The sequence below is a fragment of the Cupriavidus sp. SK-3 genome, from assembly GCF_000611145.1.
Lineage (GTDB): Bacteria > Pseudomonadota > Gammaproteobacteria > Burkholderiales > Burkholderiaceae > Cupriavidus.
This window is the reverse complement of the sequence record NZ_JFJV02000186.1, coordinates 1-14,673: the sequence shown is the minus strand read 5'-3', so window position 1 is coordinate 14,673 and position 14,673 is coordinate 1. Positions and strand designations below refer to the sequence as shown.

Sequence of the window (14,673 nt, the reverse complement as noted above, 5' to 3'; positions counted from 1 at the left end):
GGATGTCGTATTCTTTTGGGTGCAAAAACCATCGCCGCTCAAACAAACAGCGACCACCCCAGCAGGGGGATGTCGTACGCCCTTGGGTCCAACAACCAACGCCGCCCAAACAAGCCGCAAAGCGCTACAACTTCTCCTCCCCAATAACCACCAGATCCCGCGAGGGGTGAGGTTCCCTTTGTTTTTCGCCTTCCAAGGGTAAGGGGGTCAAGCCGCCATGCCCCGTGGGTGTTCCCAGTCCCTGAGGTACTGCGCCGGGGACACATAGCCGAGCGTGGAGTGCCTACGGCTCCGATTGTAAAAGATCTCGATGTAGTCAAAGAGATCGTCTTTGGCTTGCTCGTGCGTGGCGTAACGCTGGCCATGCACCCGCTCGTTTTTCAGGCTGTTGAAGAAGCTCTCGCTCGGGGCGTTGTCCCAGCAGTTCGCTTTGCGACTCATCGAGCAGACCATGCCGTAATCCGCCAGCTTGGCCTGGAAGGCCTGGCTAGCATATTGGCTGCCTCGGTCCGAGTGGTGAATCAATCCCGATGCGGGCTTGCGGCGGAACCAAGCCATCGCCAGCGCATCCGTCACGATATCTGCCGTCATCCGGGGCCGAATCGACCAGCCAACCACTTCGCGGTTGAACAGGTCAAGCACGATGGCCAGATACAGCCAGCCTTCGTCGGTCCAGATGTAGGTCATATCCGCCGTCCAAACCTGATTTGGCGCTGCTGGCGAGAAGTTGCGCTCCAGTCGATTCGGCGCGATCGGCAGTGAGTGCCTGGAATTCGTCGTTGCCCGCCAGCGTCGCTTGTGCCGGGCACGAATGCCGTTCTCGCGCATCAGCCGCTCGACCCGTTCCTTGGAGGCTGGGAAGCCTCGCGCACGGATTTCCCGGAGCATGCGTGGCGATCCATACGCGCCTTTGAGTTGGGCATGGATCGCGCGGATCAACGTCATCATTTGCGTATCGGTCAGGCGTTTGCGCGACGGTGTGCCGCCGCGCTTCCAGGCCCGATAGCCGTTCACACTGACTGTCAGGACACCACAGAGAATCGCCAGCGGATATGTGGCGCGTTCCTGCTCGATCCAGGCGTACTTCACAGAAGGTCCCTCGCGAAGTACGCCGCTGCCTTTTTTGCTATTTCAAGCTCCATTGCCAGGCGCTTGTTCTCCGCGCGCAGGCGCGACAGCTCCATCTGTTCAGCAGTCACAGGCTTGGCACCGGCCCCATGGAGCTTGCCCGCCTCGGCGGCCTTGCGCCAGTTGCGCAGTGTCTGATCAGACACGCCCAATTCGGCAGCCAGTTCTCCTGTCGTCTTCCCGGCACGCAGTTGCCTGACGGCCTGTTCCTTGAACTCCGCCGTGAATTCCTGTTTCGGTATCTTTCGCATTTAGCTTCCTTCCAACTGGTTGAGGTTATACCTCACCTCTTGGTAGGCGAAATTTCGGGGGAACCTCAGGGATTGATAGCAAGGTGCCGCTCGCGCCGGCAGGGCAGGGCATCAAATGGCCGGGCGGCCACCGTTAGAGACAAAACCACGAAACCAGTAAGTCAGGCAGTGTCGCGGCGCTCGGCACCGCGAACGGCAGATGGCCGAACGCTCACCGCGCACGAGGTCAGGGGCTGCACCACGAAACCCATGGGTCATGCCATTGCGCTGGCCTTCAAGCCGGTAGAACACGCCAGCCAACGCTCAGGGCCGTACGACGCAACCACCGGCCCCACATAAGCCTGATTGCTCTGCCCCCGGCAGGGTCGGCTTTCTTCTCGTCGCCCTTGGGTCCAACAACCAACGCCGCCCAAACAAGCCGCAAACGCTACAACTTCTCCTCCCAAATAACCACCACATCCAACTCGATACCCATGGCCGCCAACATCAATAGAAACGCCTGGTTGAGCAGCTAGCGCTGGCGTCCTTTATCCGCTCCGGTGCGCAGTCTCGCCACCTGCGCGTTTCCCGGAGCGTGTACCTGCGCCGCCGCGATATCGTGCTGGCGGAACTGCGCGCGGTGCTGGGTGCGTTTGCGTGTCAGCGGGGAGCACGCCGGGTTTCATCTTGTGTTGTGGTTGCCGGATGGCGTGGGCGAGCGCGAGGCGGTGCAGGCAGGCGCCTGGGCCGGGAGATCGCCGCGCTGGCTCAGCCCGGCGGCGCGCACTCCGTCAGAGACCCAGGCGAAGTGCTGGGTTAACGTGCAAGTTCCGTGACATCACCCAGTTGCCACTTGCCGGCGTAGAACTGTTCGGAAGGCGAGAAGAGCCGGAACAAGAGCACAAAGCCATTGCCCGGCTCGGGCCAATATCACTGCCGCCATTGGCAAGACTTGCAATAGCATCTGCTTTATCTGCATCTCCTGTTTGCGGTATTTCGGGAATGCATGATTCATTGACTCTACCCCGGGTATTGCCCGTACGCTTCGTGCGAATCCGCACTCGCTCATCCCGGCGGCACGAACTCTGCAACCTCCAGTTCGAAGCCCGCGATATTGCGATAGGGCACCGGCTGGCTCAACAGCCGCAGCTTGCGCGCACCCTGGTCCCGCAGGATCTGCGCCCCCACGCCCAGGGCCCGCTGCGCGAACGATGGCGGCTTGGGCTGTTCCCCGGCTTGGCCCAGGCGCGAGACCTGTTCAAGCAGCCGCTGCGGCGGCTCGCGCTCGGCCAGCAAGACCAGGATGCCGCAACCCTCCGCGCCGATGCGCGCCAGCGAGCGCGCCAGGTTCCAGCCTGGCGCGTGCGCCGCCGGGGTTTGCGCTGACTCGAATGCGAGCACATCGCGCAAGGTCTCCACCGTCTGCACGCGCGTCAGCACTGGCTTGCCAGGCTCCGGCAGGCCCAGCACCAGCGCCAGATGCACGGCGTCGATGGGTTCGTCGTAGTACGCATGCACGGCGAACTCGCCGTAGGGCGTGGCCAGCCGGCTGCTCTGGCTGCGGCGCACCGCGCCCTCCACCAGCAGGCGATGATGGATCAGGTCGCTGATCGCGCAGACCATCAGGCCGTGCTCGCGGGCGAAGGCCAGCAGCGCGGCGCCGCGCAGCAACTCGCCGGCATCGTCCAGCAACACCGTGTAGGCGCCCGCGGCCTCGCGCCCCGCTAGTCTTGGCAGGTCCGAGCAGGCTTCGGCAAAGCCGGCGCGGCGCAGCACGCCGTCGGGTTGCGCCACGATGGGAAAGACGTGGCCCGGCTGGACCAGGTGGCCGGCGCTTGCATGCGCGGCGCTGGCCACGCGCATCGTCAGCGCACGGTCGGCGGCGGAGATGCCGGTGGAGACGCCTTCCACCGCTTCGATCGACACGGTGAACGGCTCGCGCTGCCTGTCTCCTCCCGCCATCATCGGCAAGCTCAACCGCCGCCGCCTGGATTCGGTGATGGCCAGGCAGACCAGGCCGCGCGCGTGCGCCGCCATGAAATTGACGTCGGACTCGCTGACCTTGTCCGCCGCAACCAGCACGCAGCCGCTGGCTTGCGCGGTGTCATCCTCGATGACCACGACCCGCTGACCGGTAGCGATGGCGCGCAGCACGTCGCCGATCGGTGTGGCGCTCATGCCGCCTCCCGCTCGTCGGCAAAGGCGGTGCGCAAGGCGGCCGCCGCCAGGTCGAGTGCGGCGTCGGCCGCCTCAAGCACGCCTTGCATGCTCATGAAGCCGTGAATCTGCCCAGGCCAGCGATGGATGGCGGCAGCCACGCCGGCATGCTGCATGGCGGCGCCGTAGGCCTCGCCCTGATCGCGCAGGGGGTCGCATTCGGCGGTGATGATGGTGGCCGGCGCCACGCCCGCCAGTTCGCGCTGGCGCAGCGGGCTGGCGCGCACATCGGCGGCATGGCGCGGGTCGGGGAGATAGTGGCGGGCATACCAGCGCAGCATGTCCCCGGTCAGGAAGCAGCCCTGCGAGAAGGTGCGCCAGCTGCCGGATTCATCCGCGCAATCCAGGTAGGGGTAAAGCAGCAACTGGTGGCGCAGCGCCACGCTGCCACGCAATTGCTGGCACGCAACCGCAGCCAGGTTGCCGCCCGCGCTGTCGCCGGCGACAGCCAGCCTGTCCGGCAGCGCGCCCAGTTCGGCGGCGTTCGCGGCACTCCAGCGCAGTGCCGCGCAGGCATCGTCGGCGGCCGCGGGAAAGCATGCCTCCGGCGCTAGCCGGTAGCCGACCGACAGCACCAGGGTGCCCGCGCGGTTCGCCAGCGAGCGGCAGATGTTGTGATGCGTTTCGATTCCGCAGGTGACGAAGCCGCCGCCGTGGAAGAACACCGTGAGCGGCCAGGGCCCATTGCCGTACGGCCGGTAGAGGCGGGCGGGCAAGGGGCCGGCAGCGCCGGCCACGCTCAGCTCGCGTTCTTCCGCGACCGCATCGCCCGGCGTGAACGCGGGGTGCGCGGCCAGCACGGCCCGGTAGGCCTGCGGTGTGATGGTGGTGAAGTCGAGTGGCGGGAACTGCGCCATGGCGTCGAGCAGGGCACGGACTTGCGGGTCGAATTGCATTGGTTTTTCCTTATGCGGACGGGAGGATGTGCAGCGGTGCTGGCCAGACAGGCGCTTCAGAAGGCGAAGGCCGGCGCCTTGCCGCTGGCGATGCCATTGGCGCGCGCTTGCGCGGCGGCGACGGCTTCGGCGTGCGGCAGGATCCAGAAGTCGCCGGCGGACACGCCGTCGAGGATGTGCCTGGCCATGGTTGCCGCCGGCATGCCCTGCGCGATACTCGCCTGTAGCGCCTCGTTCATGCCTCCGACGCTGTCTTGCGCGCCGGCCGGCAGGTCGAGCGCAATGCCGGTGGCCACCGGGCCCGGGCATGCCACCGATACCTTGAGCGGCAGGCCCGCCGCCTGCAGCTCCATCGCCAGCCCTTCGCTCAACGCCACCACGCCCTGCTTGGACACGGTATAGGGCGCAAGCCAGGGGCCCACGGCAAGACCCGCCATCGAGGCGATGTTGACGATGTGCCCGCTGCCTTGCGCCGCCATGCGAGGCACGAAGACGCGCAAGCTGTGGATGACGCTCCACAGGTTGACATTCAGCACGCGCTCGAACACGGCGGTATCCAGTTCCCAGCAGGCGCCGGTCGCCAGCACGCCGGCATTGTTGAAGAGCAGGTCGACCCGGCCCAGCAGTGCGAAGCTGCGCGCGCAGAGCTGCTCGACCTGGGCAGCCTGCGCCACGTCGGTTTGCTGTACTTCGATCGTTTGCCGGTGGTGTGCCAGTTCGCCGTGCACGCGCAGCAGCGCATCGGCATCCTTGTCCGCCAGCACCAGCGCCACACCCTGCGCGGCGAGCGCGTGGGCCAGGGCCCGGCCTATGCCGCCGCCGGCGCCAGTGATCACTGCGGTCTTTCCGGTCTCGTTTGCCGCCATGGCAGGTCTCCTCGCGAAGTGGTTGGAAGGGATGGCGCGCAGGATTGCGTCCGCCCATTTCTACCGGCGCGGCCGGGCCTTCGCATCGTCTGTTTGAGTGAGGAGCCAGGCGTCGGCAAGGCTCAGGGATTGTCCCGAGAGGGGTGTTGCCTAGTCCGTTTGCGGTATGTGAGCGCGCGCCAGGAGGGTAAGGTCTGACCTGTCCGCAAGCGGAAAAGCGGGTGCAAGAACAAGCACTGGCAACGCCGCGTAACGCGAGACCACGGCGGCATCACATTGCGCCATGGAGCGGCTGTCATGGCGAACGCCGGCCGCAGAGCCAGGCGTGGATAACGGGAGACAAAGAGGTATGTTGATGGAGGCAAGCCACAGTCAGGAAGCGGCGCCTTGCCAGGCGCCGGTGTCGCTCTCGCTGACGGATTTCAGCACGCTGCTTGGCAAGATCTACCAGGGCGCCCTGGAGCAGGTGCCATGGAGCAAGGCGCTGGAACTCATCCGCACCCACCTGCGTGCGAATTACGTCACGCTGATCCTGCGCTCGCCCGCCAGCGACCGGCCAGGCCTGATGGTGAACGCCAGCGAAGAGGGCGGCACGGCCTTGCCCGGCGAGGCTGAGTACAACAACTACTACTATGCGCTGGACCCCTTCGTTGGCCTGCCTGCCGACCGGGTGGTGACGATCGACGAGCAGCTTGGCACCAGCGCGTGGTGCAAGAGCGACCTGTACCAGCAGTTCCTGAAGCCGCTCGGCATTCGCTATCTGCTAGGCGCGGACATCCGCACCGACGAAGGCGTGGAATGCCGCTTCCGCGTCTGCCGCAACGCCGAGGCGCCTGACTTCTCGGCGGCGGATAAAGCCATTTGCGCGACGCTGCTGCCGCACCTGCGGCACGCGGTGGATCTGCACTCGCGCATGGATGTGGTGGAGTCGGAGCGCACCCTGTACGCCAGCGCCATCGACCGCATGCTGGTCGGCATGGCGATACTCGACGAGACCGGTGCCATCATGCGGACCAATTCGGCCGCGGACGAGATCCTTGCCGACAAGGACGGCATCCGTAATGCCAAGGGATCGCTGGATGTCGAGTACACGCAGGAGAACCGCCAGTTCCAGCGCCTGCTGCGCCAGGCCATCACGGGCCATGTCGGCGCGGCTCCGGCGGTGATGGAAGCGATGTCGATCACGCGGCCTTCGGGCAACGCGAAGCTGGGCGTGCTGATCCGCACGATTCCGCTGGGCGCGTGGTCGGAAGACAATAAGCGACGGCCTGCGTGCGTGATCTTCATCCGCGACCCGGAGCGCAAGTCGCAGGCCTCGCACGAGCTGATGCGCAAGCTGTTCGATCTCACGCCGGCGGAAACCCAGCTCGCACTGCAGCTGGCCAACGGCCTCGCGCTGGAGGAAGCGTCCGAGGAGCTCGGTATCAGCAAAAATACGGCGCGCGCCCACCTGCGCGCCATCTTCTCCAAGACCGGCGCGACCCGGCAGGCCACGCTGGTGCGCATGCTGCTCAGCAGCGTGCTGGCGCTCGGCTGAGCACTAGCCCGCCGGCTTGGCGGCCTTGGCGGTGACCACCAGCGGGAATCCCTGCGGTGTGGTCAGCACCGCGCGCAGCTCGTGCGGGCCGCTGGCAAGCGGCTGCGCGATGCGCGCGCCGCCCGCCAGAAGGCGCTCGATCGCCGCGGCGATATCCGCGCCGGCCTCGAGCCGGAACGCCAGGGCGGGCTGGGAGACAAGCCGCTCCTCGCCGGCCACCAGCGCCAGCGTGATGGGGCCGGCGTCAAGCGCGCAATAGCGCCCGCCATCGCGAAACTTCACCGCCAGGCCCAGGCCTTGCTCGAAGAACGGCAGCGCGGCATCGATATCGTCCACCGGGTAAAGCAAGAGGTTCGATTGCATGCTGGCGCTCCTTGTCAGCGGGCTGCCGCCGCCTGGCGGCACACGGCACGGAGTCTGGGCGACGGATAGCCGTCGTCGCCGGACAGCAGGATGGCGGGCGCGACGGTGCTTGTCCGCAGGGCAGCCAGCAGTGTCTGGCGAAGCGGAGGAGTCGGTGGAGGAATCAGCGGAGGAATCTTCATGACGGCGTATCCATGTGCATGTGGTGAGTGGTCCCGGACATGATAGGGATACGGTGCCGCTGCGCATAATCCAATCAGACGATGCCGCACTTTCCCCGGCCGCTCACACTGCGCTCACGCAGGCCAGCAATGACGGTGCCGGCGATGGCGCCGCCCGCCACGAGAACGCGGCGGTGCTGCCGGCCGATGGCCTGGAAACCAAATGCAAAGGAAGGGGACTGCAATGCGATTCTCGCTGATCTACGAAGCGCAGACTGTCGACGCGTCGCGCGCCGGCGACCACAAGGTGTTCGACGAAATCATGGAGCAGGTGGAACTCGCCGAGGACATGGGTTTCGATGTCGTCTGGGCGGTGGAGCACACGGCGCTGACCAACTACGCGCACATGAGCGCGCCGGAGACCTTCCTGGCCTTCGTGGCCGGGCGCACGCGCCGCATCGGCATCGGCCACGGCGTGGTCTGCCTGCCGCCGGCGATGAATCATCCGGTCAAGGTGGCCGAGCGCGTGGCCACGCTCGACATTCTCTCCGGCGGGCGCGTGCATTTTGGCGTAGGTAAGGGCGGTACGCAGCAGGAGGCGGGCACCTTTGGCTACGACCTCGAAACCCTGCACCCGATGATCGACGAGGCGATGTACCTGATCCCGAAGATCCTGACCCAGGACGAGATCGAGCACGATGGCGAATTCATCAAGATTCCGCGCCGCCCCATCCATCCCAAGCCACGCCAGGACCCGCACCCGCTGATGTATCTGGCCTGCACCAACGCCGATACGCTCAAGCGTGCCGGCGCGCGCGGCATGGGCGCGCTGGTGCTTGGCTTTGGTGGCCCGGAAGATGTGGCAAAGAAGAACGCAATCTATCGCGAAGCCTACGAGACGCGCCAGGCGGAGGACCAGGTTGGTTTCCGTCCTCACCAGCATCTTGCCGCCCTGTGTCCGACCATCGTGCTGGAAGACGGCAAGGCCGCGCGCAAGATTGGCATCAAGGGGCAGCGCTATTTCATGGAGTCGCTGGCGTACTGGTACTCCGGCGGCGAGCGTCCCAATCCCGATGCATGGGACGCGGAGAACGTCACCGAGCGGGACGCGCAGGGCAAGGCCGTGATCAAGACCAGCTTCGCCTCGGAGAAGGTCACGGTGGATTTCAGCGATCCGTCGATGATGATGCTCAACCCCAATCATGCCTACGGCACGGTGGAGGACTGCATCGGCTATGTGCAGCGCCTGATCGACGCCGGCGCCGACGAGATCCTGTTCATCTGCCAGATGGGCACGGTGCCGCAATGGGCCCAGCTTGAAACCATCCGCAATATCGGCGAGCACGTGATCCCGCACTTCCGCGCCCAGGGCCGCAAGCTGCGCGCGCTCGCCTGAGCGAGCCATCGGACCATCGCCGCTGCGCGACTAGTCCCCTCGGACGATGGCGCGGGGCAGCGGCGATGCCAGCATGAAGGCACGACAAGACCGGCCCGGTGGCCGGCAAGAGGAGATGGCGGTGCATCGAGACAACTACCCCGAAGGACTGGCGGCCGAACTGATCGGCCGCGCGCACGAAATGATCCCGGTGCTGGCGCAGCGCGCCGGCCAGGCCGAGGCGCAATCGCGCATCCCGGCCGAAACCGTGGCCGACATGCAGGCCGCGGGCTTATTCAAGGTCTTGCAGCCGCGCCGCTACGGCGGCTATGAACTGGATCCGCAGACCTTCTTCGACATCCAGATGGCCCTCGCCAAGGGCTGTATGTCCACCGCGTGGGTCTATGGCGTGGTAGGCGTGCACAACTGGCAGCTTGCCTTGTTCGACGACCGCGCGCAGCAGGACGTCTGGGGCACCGACAACGCCACCCTGATTGCCTCGACGTATATGCCGGTGGGCAAGGTGGTGCCGGTGGACGGCGGATTCCGTTTGTCCGGGCACTGGAAGTTCTCCAGCGGCAGCGAACTGTGCGACTGGATCTTCCTCGGCGGCCTGGTGCCGCCGCAGCAGGCTGGCGCCGCGCCCGAGTACCGGACCTTCCTGCTGCCGCGCAGCGACTACACCATCGTGCGCAACTGGGATGTGCTGGGCCTGCGCGCCACCGGCAGCCACGACATCGTGGTGGACGACGTGTTCGTGCCGGCCTACCGGACCCACAGCGCCATCGACGGCGCCATGGGCACCAGCCCGGGCTTGTCCCTCAACAAGGCGCCGCTGTACCAGTTGCCGTTCGCCCAGATCTTTGTGCGTGCCGTCTGCACGGCCTGCATCGGCGCGCTGGAAGGCGGACTCGACGATTTCGTTGCCTATGCCGACGGCCGGGTCAGCGCCAACAGTGGCGGCAGGACGGCCGAGGACGGCGGCGCCCAACTCGCCTGCGCCAACGCGGCGGCCGGCATCGACGAGATGCGCACCATCCTGCGCCGCAATTTCGACGAGCTGATGGCAACGGCGCACCGCGGCGAGCAGCTCGATACCGCGCGCCGCCTGCATTTCCGCTATCAGTCGTCGCAGGTGGCCCAGCGTTGCGCGCAACTCGCCGACAGCCTGTTGCGCTATGCCGGCGGCAATGGCATCTACGTCAGCAATCCGCTGGTACGGCGCTTCCTGGACCTGCACGCGGCGCGCGCCCACTACGCCAACAACCTGGATCGCTTCGGCCAGAACCTGGGCGGCGTGATGATGGGCCGTGCCAACACCGATTTCTTTATCTGAGGCAGGCGTGGAGAGGAACATGAACCAGGGCGCAGGGCAGGCAGGCAATACCGGAGTGTTTGATGTGGTGGTGGTCGGTTCCGGCGCGGGTGGCATGCTGGCAGCCTGCCGCGCGGCGGATCGCGGCCTGTCCGTGGTGGTGCTGGAGAAGAGCGGCCAGTACGGCGGCACCTCGGCGGTGTCCGGCGGCGGGATCTGGATCCCGCTCAACCACCATATCGAAGAAGCAGGCGGCAGCGACAACTACGACGCCGCGCTAACCTATCTCGAAGCGTGCACCGAAGGGCGCTCCACCCCCGCCAAGCTGCGCGCCTACCTGGAGCACGGCCCGCGCATGCTTGCCTATCTGGAGCAGCGCACCGGGGTGCGTTACTACTCGCTGCCGCTCTACGCCGACTACTTCCAGCGCTTGCCGGGTGCGCTGCCCGGATATCGCGCGCTGGACCCGATGCCTTTCGATGGCGCGCTTCTGGGTGAGGAGTTCGCGCGACTGCGTCCGCCGTCTCCGGGGACGCTGGTCGCGGGCCGGGTTGCGGTGACGTCCGCCGAGGCCCACGCCATGCTGAGCAAGAGCCGCGGCTGGCTGGGCGTGGCGGCCCGGCAGTTCGGGCGCTACTGGCTGGATCTTGGCTGGCGCCGGCGCACGGCGCGCGACCGCCGGCTCACGCTTGGCAACAGCCTCGTGGGCGGCTTGCGCCATGCCATGATGGCGCGCGGCATTCCGCTGTGGCTCGATACCGCGCTGGAAGACTTGCTGCTGGAGCAGCAGGACGGCGTGGCGCACGTCACCGGCGTGCTGGCGCGGCGCAATGGCGCGCAGGCACGCATCGAAGCCCGGCACGGCGTGATCCTGGCCGCGGGCGGCTTCGAGCGGAACCAGGCCATGCGGGAGCAATATCTGCCGAGCCCCAGCCGGGCAGAGTGGAGCGCCACGCCGCCCCACAACACCGGCGACGGCATCCAGGCCGCGCAGCGTGCGGGCGCGGCGCTGGAGCTGATGTCGCATGTATGGGGCGCGCCAACGGTGAAGGTCAGCGGCGAGGAAAAGCAGCGCGCGATCTTTGTCGAGCGGGCCTTGCCCGGTTGCATCGTCGTCAACGGGCGGGGCAAGCGCTTCGTCAACGAGGCCGCGCCGTACTCCGAGTTCGTGCCCGCGATGTACCGCGACCACGCGCAGTCTGGCTGCAGCGTGCCGGCGTGGCTGGTGTTCGATGCGACCTTCCGCCGCAAGTATCCCTGCGGGCCGATCCTGCCCGGCTCGGTCATGCCGGACCGCCGTATCCCGGCTGCCTTCGCGGACGTCCTGCTGCGCGCCGATTCGCTCGACGCGCTCGCCCGGCTGGCCGGTATCGACCCCGGCGGCCTGGCGCACACCGTCGAGCGCATGAACGGCTTTGCGGCGAGCGGGGTGGATGAGGACTTCGGCAAGGGCGACAACGTCTTCGATACCTACTACGGCGACACCCAGGTCCGTCCCAACCCGTGCCTGGCGCCGATCGGCCGCGCACCGTTCTACGCGGTGCGCATCGACGCGGGCGATATCGGTACCAAGGGCGGGCTGGCGACCGACGCCAGCGCGCGCGTGCTGCGCGAGGACGGCTCGCCCATTGACGGGCTGTTCGCCATCGGCAATAGCAGCGCCTCGATGATGGGCGCCAGCTATCCGGGCGCGGGCGCCACCATCGGGCCGGCCATGACCTTCGGCCTGATCGCCGCCGATGCGCTGGCGGGCGGGGCTACCGGGCAGGGTAAAGCGGATTAACACCATGGCGCGGCGCGATGCGGCTACTGCGCCGCGCATCACACAGGCAGGAGGCATGATGAACCCGAATATTTCCCCGTCGCTGCGCGACGATATGCTGATGGCGATGCGCCGCATGGCGCGCTCGGTCGCGGTGGTCAGTTGCCGCGAGGGCGAGCGCCGCTATTCGATGTCGGTCACCGCGGTCGATTCCCTGTCCGCGGATCCGCCCTCGCTGCTGATCTGCATCCACCGCAATGCCTCGATCTACCCGGCCCTCAATGCCGGGGTGGATTTCTGCGTCAACCTGCTGGCGGCCGATCATCGCGACATCGCTGTCGATTGCAGCGGCCGGCTCAAGGGTGAGGACCGCTTCACCACGGGCCAGTGGGAGGCCGACCTGCTGGGCGTGCCCTACCTGCGCGATGCCCAGGCAAACCTGATCTGCGAACAGGACGGCCGTTTCGACTACGGCACCCATGCCGTCTTTATCGGCCGCCTGCGCGAAGTCCGGCTGGCCGGCGACGTGGCGCCGCTGGTCTATGTGGACGGCGCCTACTCCACCTCGGCGCCGCTGGCCAGCCTGCGGGCGGCCTGACGTGAACCAGGCGCCCGCGCCGATCCGGGCCTGTACCCGGGCGGGCGCACGGCGCTCGGCGTTGCATCGAATCCCTACGTGAGCGGCCTTCCGCTCGCCGGCCGGTTTTGGCCAGGCCGCAATAAAGATATCGACGAACACATCCAAGAGACAAGCCATGAGCAACCGAGTTGAAGGAAAGATCGCCATCGTCACCGGCGCCGCCAGCGGCGTCGGCAGGGAAGACGCCTTACTGCTGGCGCGCGAGGGCGCGCGCGTGGTGCTGACCGACCTGAACGAGGAGGCCGGCCACGCCGTGGCGCGCGAGATCGGCGACGCCGCCATCTTTGTGCCTCACGATATCGCCAGTGAAGCCGGCTGGCAGCAGGTCATGAAGCACACCCAGGACCGCTTCGGCACGCCTGGCGTGCTGGTCAACAACGCCGCGGTGCTGGCGCTGGGCTCGGTGGAGGACACCACGCTGGAGCAATGGCAGCGCGTGATGCGCATCAATGCCGATGGCTACTTCCTCGGATGCAAGTACGGCGTGGGCGCGATGAAGGAGAACGGCGGGGTCATCGTGAATATGTCTTCGGTGGCGGCGCTGGGCGGCATGGGCGTGTTCTGTGCCTATAGCGCCAGCAAGGGCGCGGTCGCCGCGCTCACCCGCAGCGTGGCGGCCTACTGCAAGCAACGCGGCTACAAGATCCGCTGCAACTCCGTGCATCCGGACGGCATCCTGACGCCGATGACGGCCGCGCTGATGCAGGGCGCGGCCGACGCCCCGGTCACCCACGAGCAGGCGGGCGGAGATCCGATGCAGCGCATGTGCCTGCCCGGCGACGTGGCAAACCTGGTGCTGTTCCTGGCCTCCGACGAGTCGCGCTTCGTCAACGGCGCCGAGCTGCGTATCGACAATGCGCAGACCATCATGGGCATATCCTGATCGCGGACATCATGGCGCAAACGCAATTCCATCCGCTGCGCATCGCCCAGGTGGTGGCCGAAACCGACGAGGCAAGCTCGCTGGTGTTCGAGCTGCCAGACGGACTGCGCGATACCTTCGCCTACCGGCCGGGCCAGTTCCTGACGCTCAAGGTGCCGCTGGAAGGCGCCGCGCAGCAGCGCTGCTACTCGCTGTCCAGCAGCCCCCAGGTCGACAGCGCGCTGCGGGTGACCATCAAGCGCGTGCGCGGCGGCCGCGTATCCAACTGGATCTGCGACCGGCTCGGGGCTGGCGACACGGTTGACGTGATGCCACCCGCGGGCGTGTTCACGCCGCGCAGCCTCGATGGCGACCTGCTGCTGTTCGCTGGTGGCAGCGGCATCACGCCGGTGCTGTCGATCGCCAAGGCCGCCCTGCGCCACGGCGGCGGCAACGTTACGCTGATCTATGCCAACCGCGACGAACGCAGCGTGATCTTCCGCGATGCGCTGCGCGAACTGGCCGCGCGCCACGCAGACAGGCTGCGTGTGATCCACTGGCTGGACAGCGTGCAGGGGCCGCCCTCGCAGGCCCAGCTTGAAGCACTTGCCTCGCCGTGGGGCCACGCCGACTGCTTTATCTGCGGGCCGGGGCCGTTTATGGACGGTGCCCAGGCAGCCTTGCAGGCGCTTGGCGTGGCACGCGAGCGGATTCACGTGGAGCGCTTCGGCGCGCCACCGCCGTCCGCAGCGCAAGCCGAGGAAGCGGCTGCGCCTGCTTCCGCTCCGGCCGCGCTGGAGGTCGAACTGGATGGTGTGCGCCACCGGCTCGACGCCCAGGCGGGCGAAACCGTGCTTGACGCCATGCTGCGCGCCGGCGTGGTGGCGCCGAACTCCTGCCGTTCCGGCCTTTGCGGGGCTTGCATGTGCCAGGTGATGCAGGGTGAGGCGACGTTGGGCGAGAACCATGTGCTCGATGCCGCCGACCGGGAGGCCGGCTGGACGCTGGCTTGCCAGGCCCGCGCGGCCGGCAGTGCACTGCATGTGAAGTTTCCCGACTGAGAGGATGGCAACCGGCACCATCGACGCCGCCTTGAGGGGGGCGGCGTCGCCACCGCTGGTTGCGCGGTGAGGCCTCCGTAGCGGAATGCTTGCCCGTTGGCCCATCTGACGTTGCCGGCACGGATCACCACGACATATCGCCCCTCAATGGTTTCGTGGTGAGGCGGGCGCGGTGGCACCGGCTTGATCTGCCCTAGACGTTCACCACCGCGCCCGGTCCACAACGGGTTGGTCGCTGTTTGTTTGGGCGGTGTTGGTTT

The 14,673-nt window shown here is 67.0% G+C and carries 13 protein-coding genes; 7 read left to right on the top strand and 6 right to left on the bottom strand.

The window, feature by feature from the left end; genetic code table 11:
* Positions 1-207: 207 nt before the first annotated feature.
* From CF70_RS18310 to CF70_RS18290, 4 genes are all read right to left on the bottom strand, one after another.
* Positions 208-1,379 (bottom strand): IS3 family transposase gene (locus tag CF70_RS18310; RefSeq protein ID WP_414629461.1). Its coding sequence is split into 2 segments (ribosomal slippage): positions 208-1,127 and positions 1,127-1,379, totalling 1,173 coding nucleotides; the frame shifts between segments, so codons are not numbered across the junction.
* A 1,044-nt stretch (positions 1,380-2,423) separates the two neighbouring features.
* Positions 2,424-3,536 carry a 3,4-dihydroxy-2-butanone-4-phosphate synthase gene (locus CF70_RS18300; protein ID WP_035867582.1) on the bottom strand — a complete coding sequence of 371 codons (1,113 nt, stop codon included), beginning with the start codon at positions 3,534-3,536 and terminating at the stop codon, positions 2,424-2,426.
* On the bottom strand, positions 3,533-4,471 hold the full coding sequence (locus CF70_RS18295) for an alpha/beta hydrolase (RefSeq protein WP_035867581.1): 939 nt from the start codon (positions 4,469-4,471) through the stop codon (positions 3,533-3,535). Before CF70_RS18295 ends, CF70_RS18300 begins: the two co-directional genes overlap by 4 nt.
* A 56-nt stretch (positions 4,472-4,527) precedes the next feature.
* Complete coding sequence (locus CF70_RS18290) at positions 4,528-5,337, bottom strand: SDR family NAD(P)-dependent oxidoreductase (RefSeq protein WP_035867579.1); 810 nt, start codon at positions 5,335-5,337, stop codon at positions 4,528-4,530.
* A gap of 349 nt (positions 5,338-5,686) precedes the next feature.
* Between CF70_RS18290 and CF70_RS18285 the strand changes: the two genes are divergently transcribed.
* Positions 5,687-6,874 (top strand): helix-turn-helix transcriptional regulator, encoded by a 1,188-nt coding sequence (locus tag CF70_RS18285; RefSeq protein ID WP_035867577.1) that lies wholly within the window; start codon positions 5,687-5,689, stop codon positions 6,872-6,874.
* A gap of 3 nt (positions 6,875-6,877) precedes the next feature.
* Here CF70_RS18285 and CF70_RS18280 read toward each other — a convergent pair whose 3' ends face one another.
* Complete coding sequence (locus tag CF70_RS18280) at positions 6,878-7,237, bottom strand: VOC family protein (RefSeq protein ID WP_035867575.1); 360 nt, start codon at positions 7,235-7,237, stop codon at positions 6,878-6,880.
* A 14-nt stretch (positions 7,238-7,251) separates the two neighbouring features.
* Positions 7,252-7,419 carry a hypothetical protein gene (locus CF70_RS36665; protein ID WP_160172272.1) on the bottom strand — a complete coding sequence of 56 codons (168 nt, stop codon included), beginning with the start codon at positions 7,417-7,419 and terminating at the stop codon, positions 7,252-7,254.
* 223 nt (positions 7,420-7,642) lie between these two features.
* Here CF70_RS36665 and CF70_RS18275 point away from each other — a divergent pair, with 223 nt between their 5' ends.
* The 6 genes from CF70_RS18275 to CF70_RS18250 all read left to right on the top strand — a co-directional run bounded on the left by CF70_RS18275 (position 7,643) and on the right by CF70_RS18250 (position 14,413).
* Complete coding sequence (locus CF70_RS18275; RefSeq protein WP_035867573.1) at positions 7,643-8,794, top strand: LLM class flavin-dependent oxidoreductase; 1,152 nt, start codon at positions 7,643-7,645, stop codon at positions 8,792-8,794.
* Between the two features lie 121 nt (positions 8,795-8,915).
* The gene (locus CF70_RS18270; RefSeq protein WP_035867592.1) at positions 8,916-10,109 is read left to right on the top strand and encodes an acyl-CoA dehydrogenase family protein; all 1,194 of its coding nucleotides are present in this window, start codon (positions 8,916-8,918) and stop codon (positions 10,107-10,109) included.
* Positions 10,110-10,128: 19 nt separating this feature from the next.
* Complete coding sequence (locus CF70_RS18265; protein WP_035867570.1) at positions 10,129-11,871, top strand: FAD-dependent oxidoreductase; 1,743 nt, start codon at positions 10,129-10,131, stop codon at positions 11,869-11,871.
* A gap of 58 nt (positions 11,872-11,929) precedes the next feature.
* Positions 11,930-12,448, top strand: a complete 519-nt coding sequence (locus CF70_RS18260; protein WP_035867590.1) for a flavin reductase family protein — start codon at positions 11,930-11,932, stop codon at positions 12,446-12,448.
* A 157-nt stretch (positions 12,449-12,605) separates the two neighbouring features.
* Positions 12,606-13,373 (top strand): SDR family oxidoreductase, encoded by a 768-nt coding sequence (locus CF70_RS18255; RefSeq protein WP_035867568.1) that lies wholly within the window; start codon positions 12,606-12,608, stop codon positions 13,371-13,373.
* Between the two features lie 11 nt (positions 13,374-13,384).
* On the top strand, positions 13,385-14,413 hold the full coding sequence (locus tag CF70_RS18250) for a ferredoxin--NADP reductase (RefSeq protein ID WP_035867567.1): 1,029 nt from the start codon (positions 13,385-13,387) through the stop codon (positions 14,411-14,413).
* Positions 14,414-14,673: the final 260 nt, after the last annotated feature.

Coding starts and splice junctions, on each gene's coding strand:
- CF70_RS18295 (WP_035867581.1), bottom strand. CDS start 4,471: ATGCAATTCGACCCGCAAGTCCGTGCCCTGCTCGACGCCATGGCGCAG.
- CF70_RS18280 (WP_035867575.1), bottom strand. CDS start 7,237: ATGCAATCGAACCTCTTGCTTTACCCGGTGGACGATATCGATGCCGCG.
- CF70_RS18290 (WP_035867579.1), bottom strand. CDS start 5,337: ATGGCGGCAAACGAGACCGGAAAGACCGCAGTGATCACTGGCGCCGGC.
- CF70_RS18300 (WP_035867582.1), bottom strand. CDS start 3,536: ATGAGCGCCACACCGATCGGCGACGTGCTGCGCGCCATCGCTACCGGT.
- CF70_RS18285 (WP_035867577.1), top strand. CDS start 5,687: ATGTTGATGGAGGCAAGCCACAGTCAGGAAGCGGCGCCTTGCCAGGCG.
- CF70_RS18265 (WP_035867570.1), top strand. CDS start 10,129: ATGAACCAGGGCGCAGGGCAGGCAGGCAATACCGGAGTGTTTGATGTG.
- CF70_RS18250 (WP_035867567.1), top strand. CDS start 13,385: ATGGCGCAAACGCAATTCCATCCGCTGCGCATCGCCCAGGTGGTGGCC.
- CF70_RS36665 (WP_160172272.1), bottom strand. CDS start 7,419: ATGAAGATTCCTCCGCTGATTCCTCCACCGACTCCTCCGCTTCGCCAG.
- CF70_RS18260 (WP_035867590.1), top strand. CDS start 11,930: ATGAACCCGAATATTTCCCCGTCGCTGCGCGACGATATGCTGATGGCG.
- CF70_RS18275 (WP_035867573.1), top strand. CDS start 7,643: ATGCGATTCTCGCTGATCTACGAAGCGCAGACTGTCGACGCGTCGCGC.
- CF70_RS18255 (WP_035867568.1), top strand. CDS start 12,606: ATGAGCAACCGAGTTGAAGGAAAGATCGCCATCGTCACCGGCGCCGCC.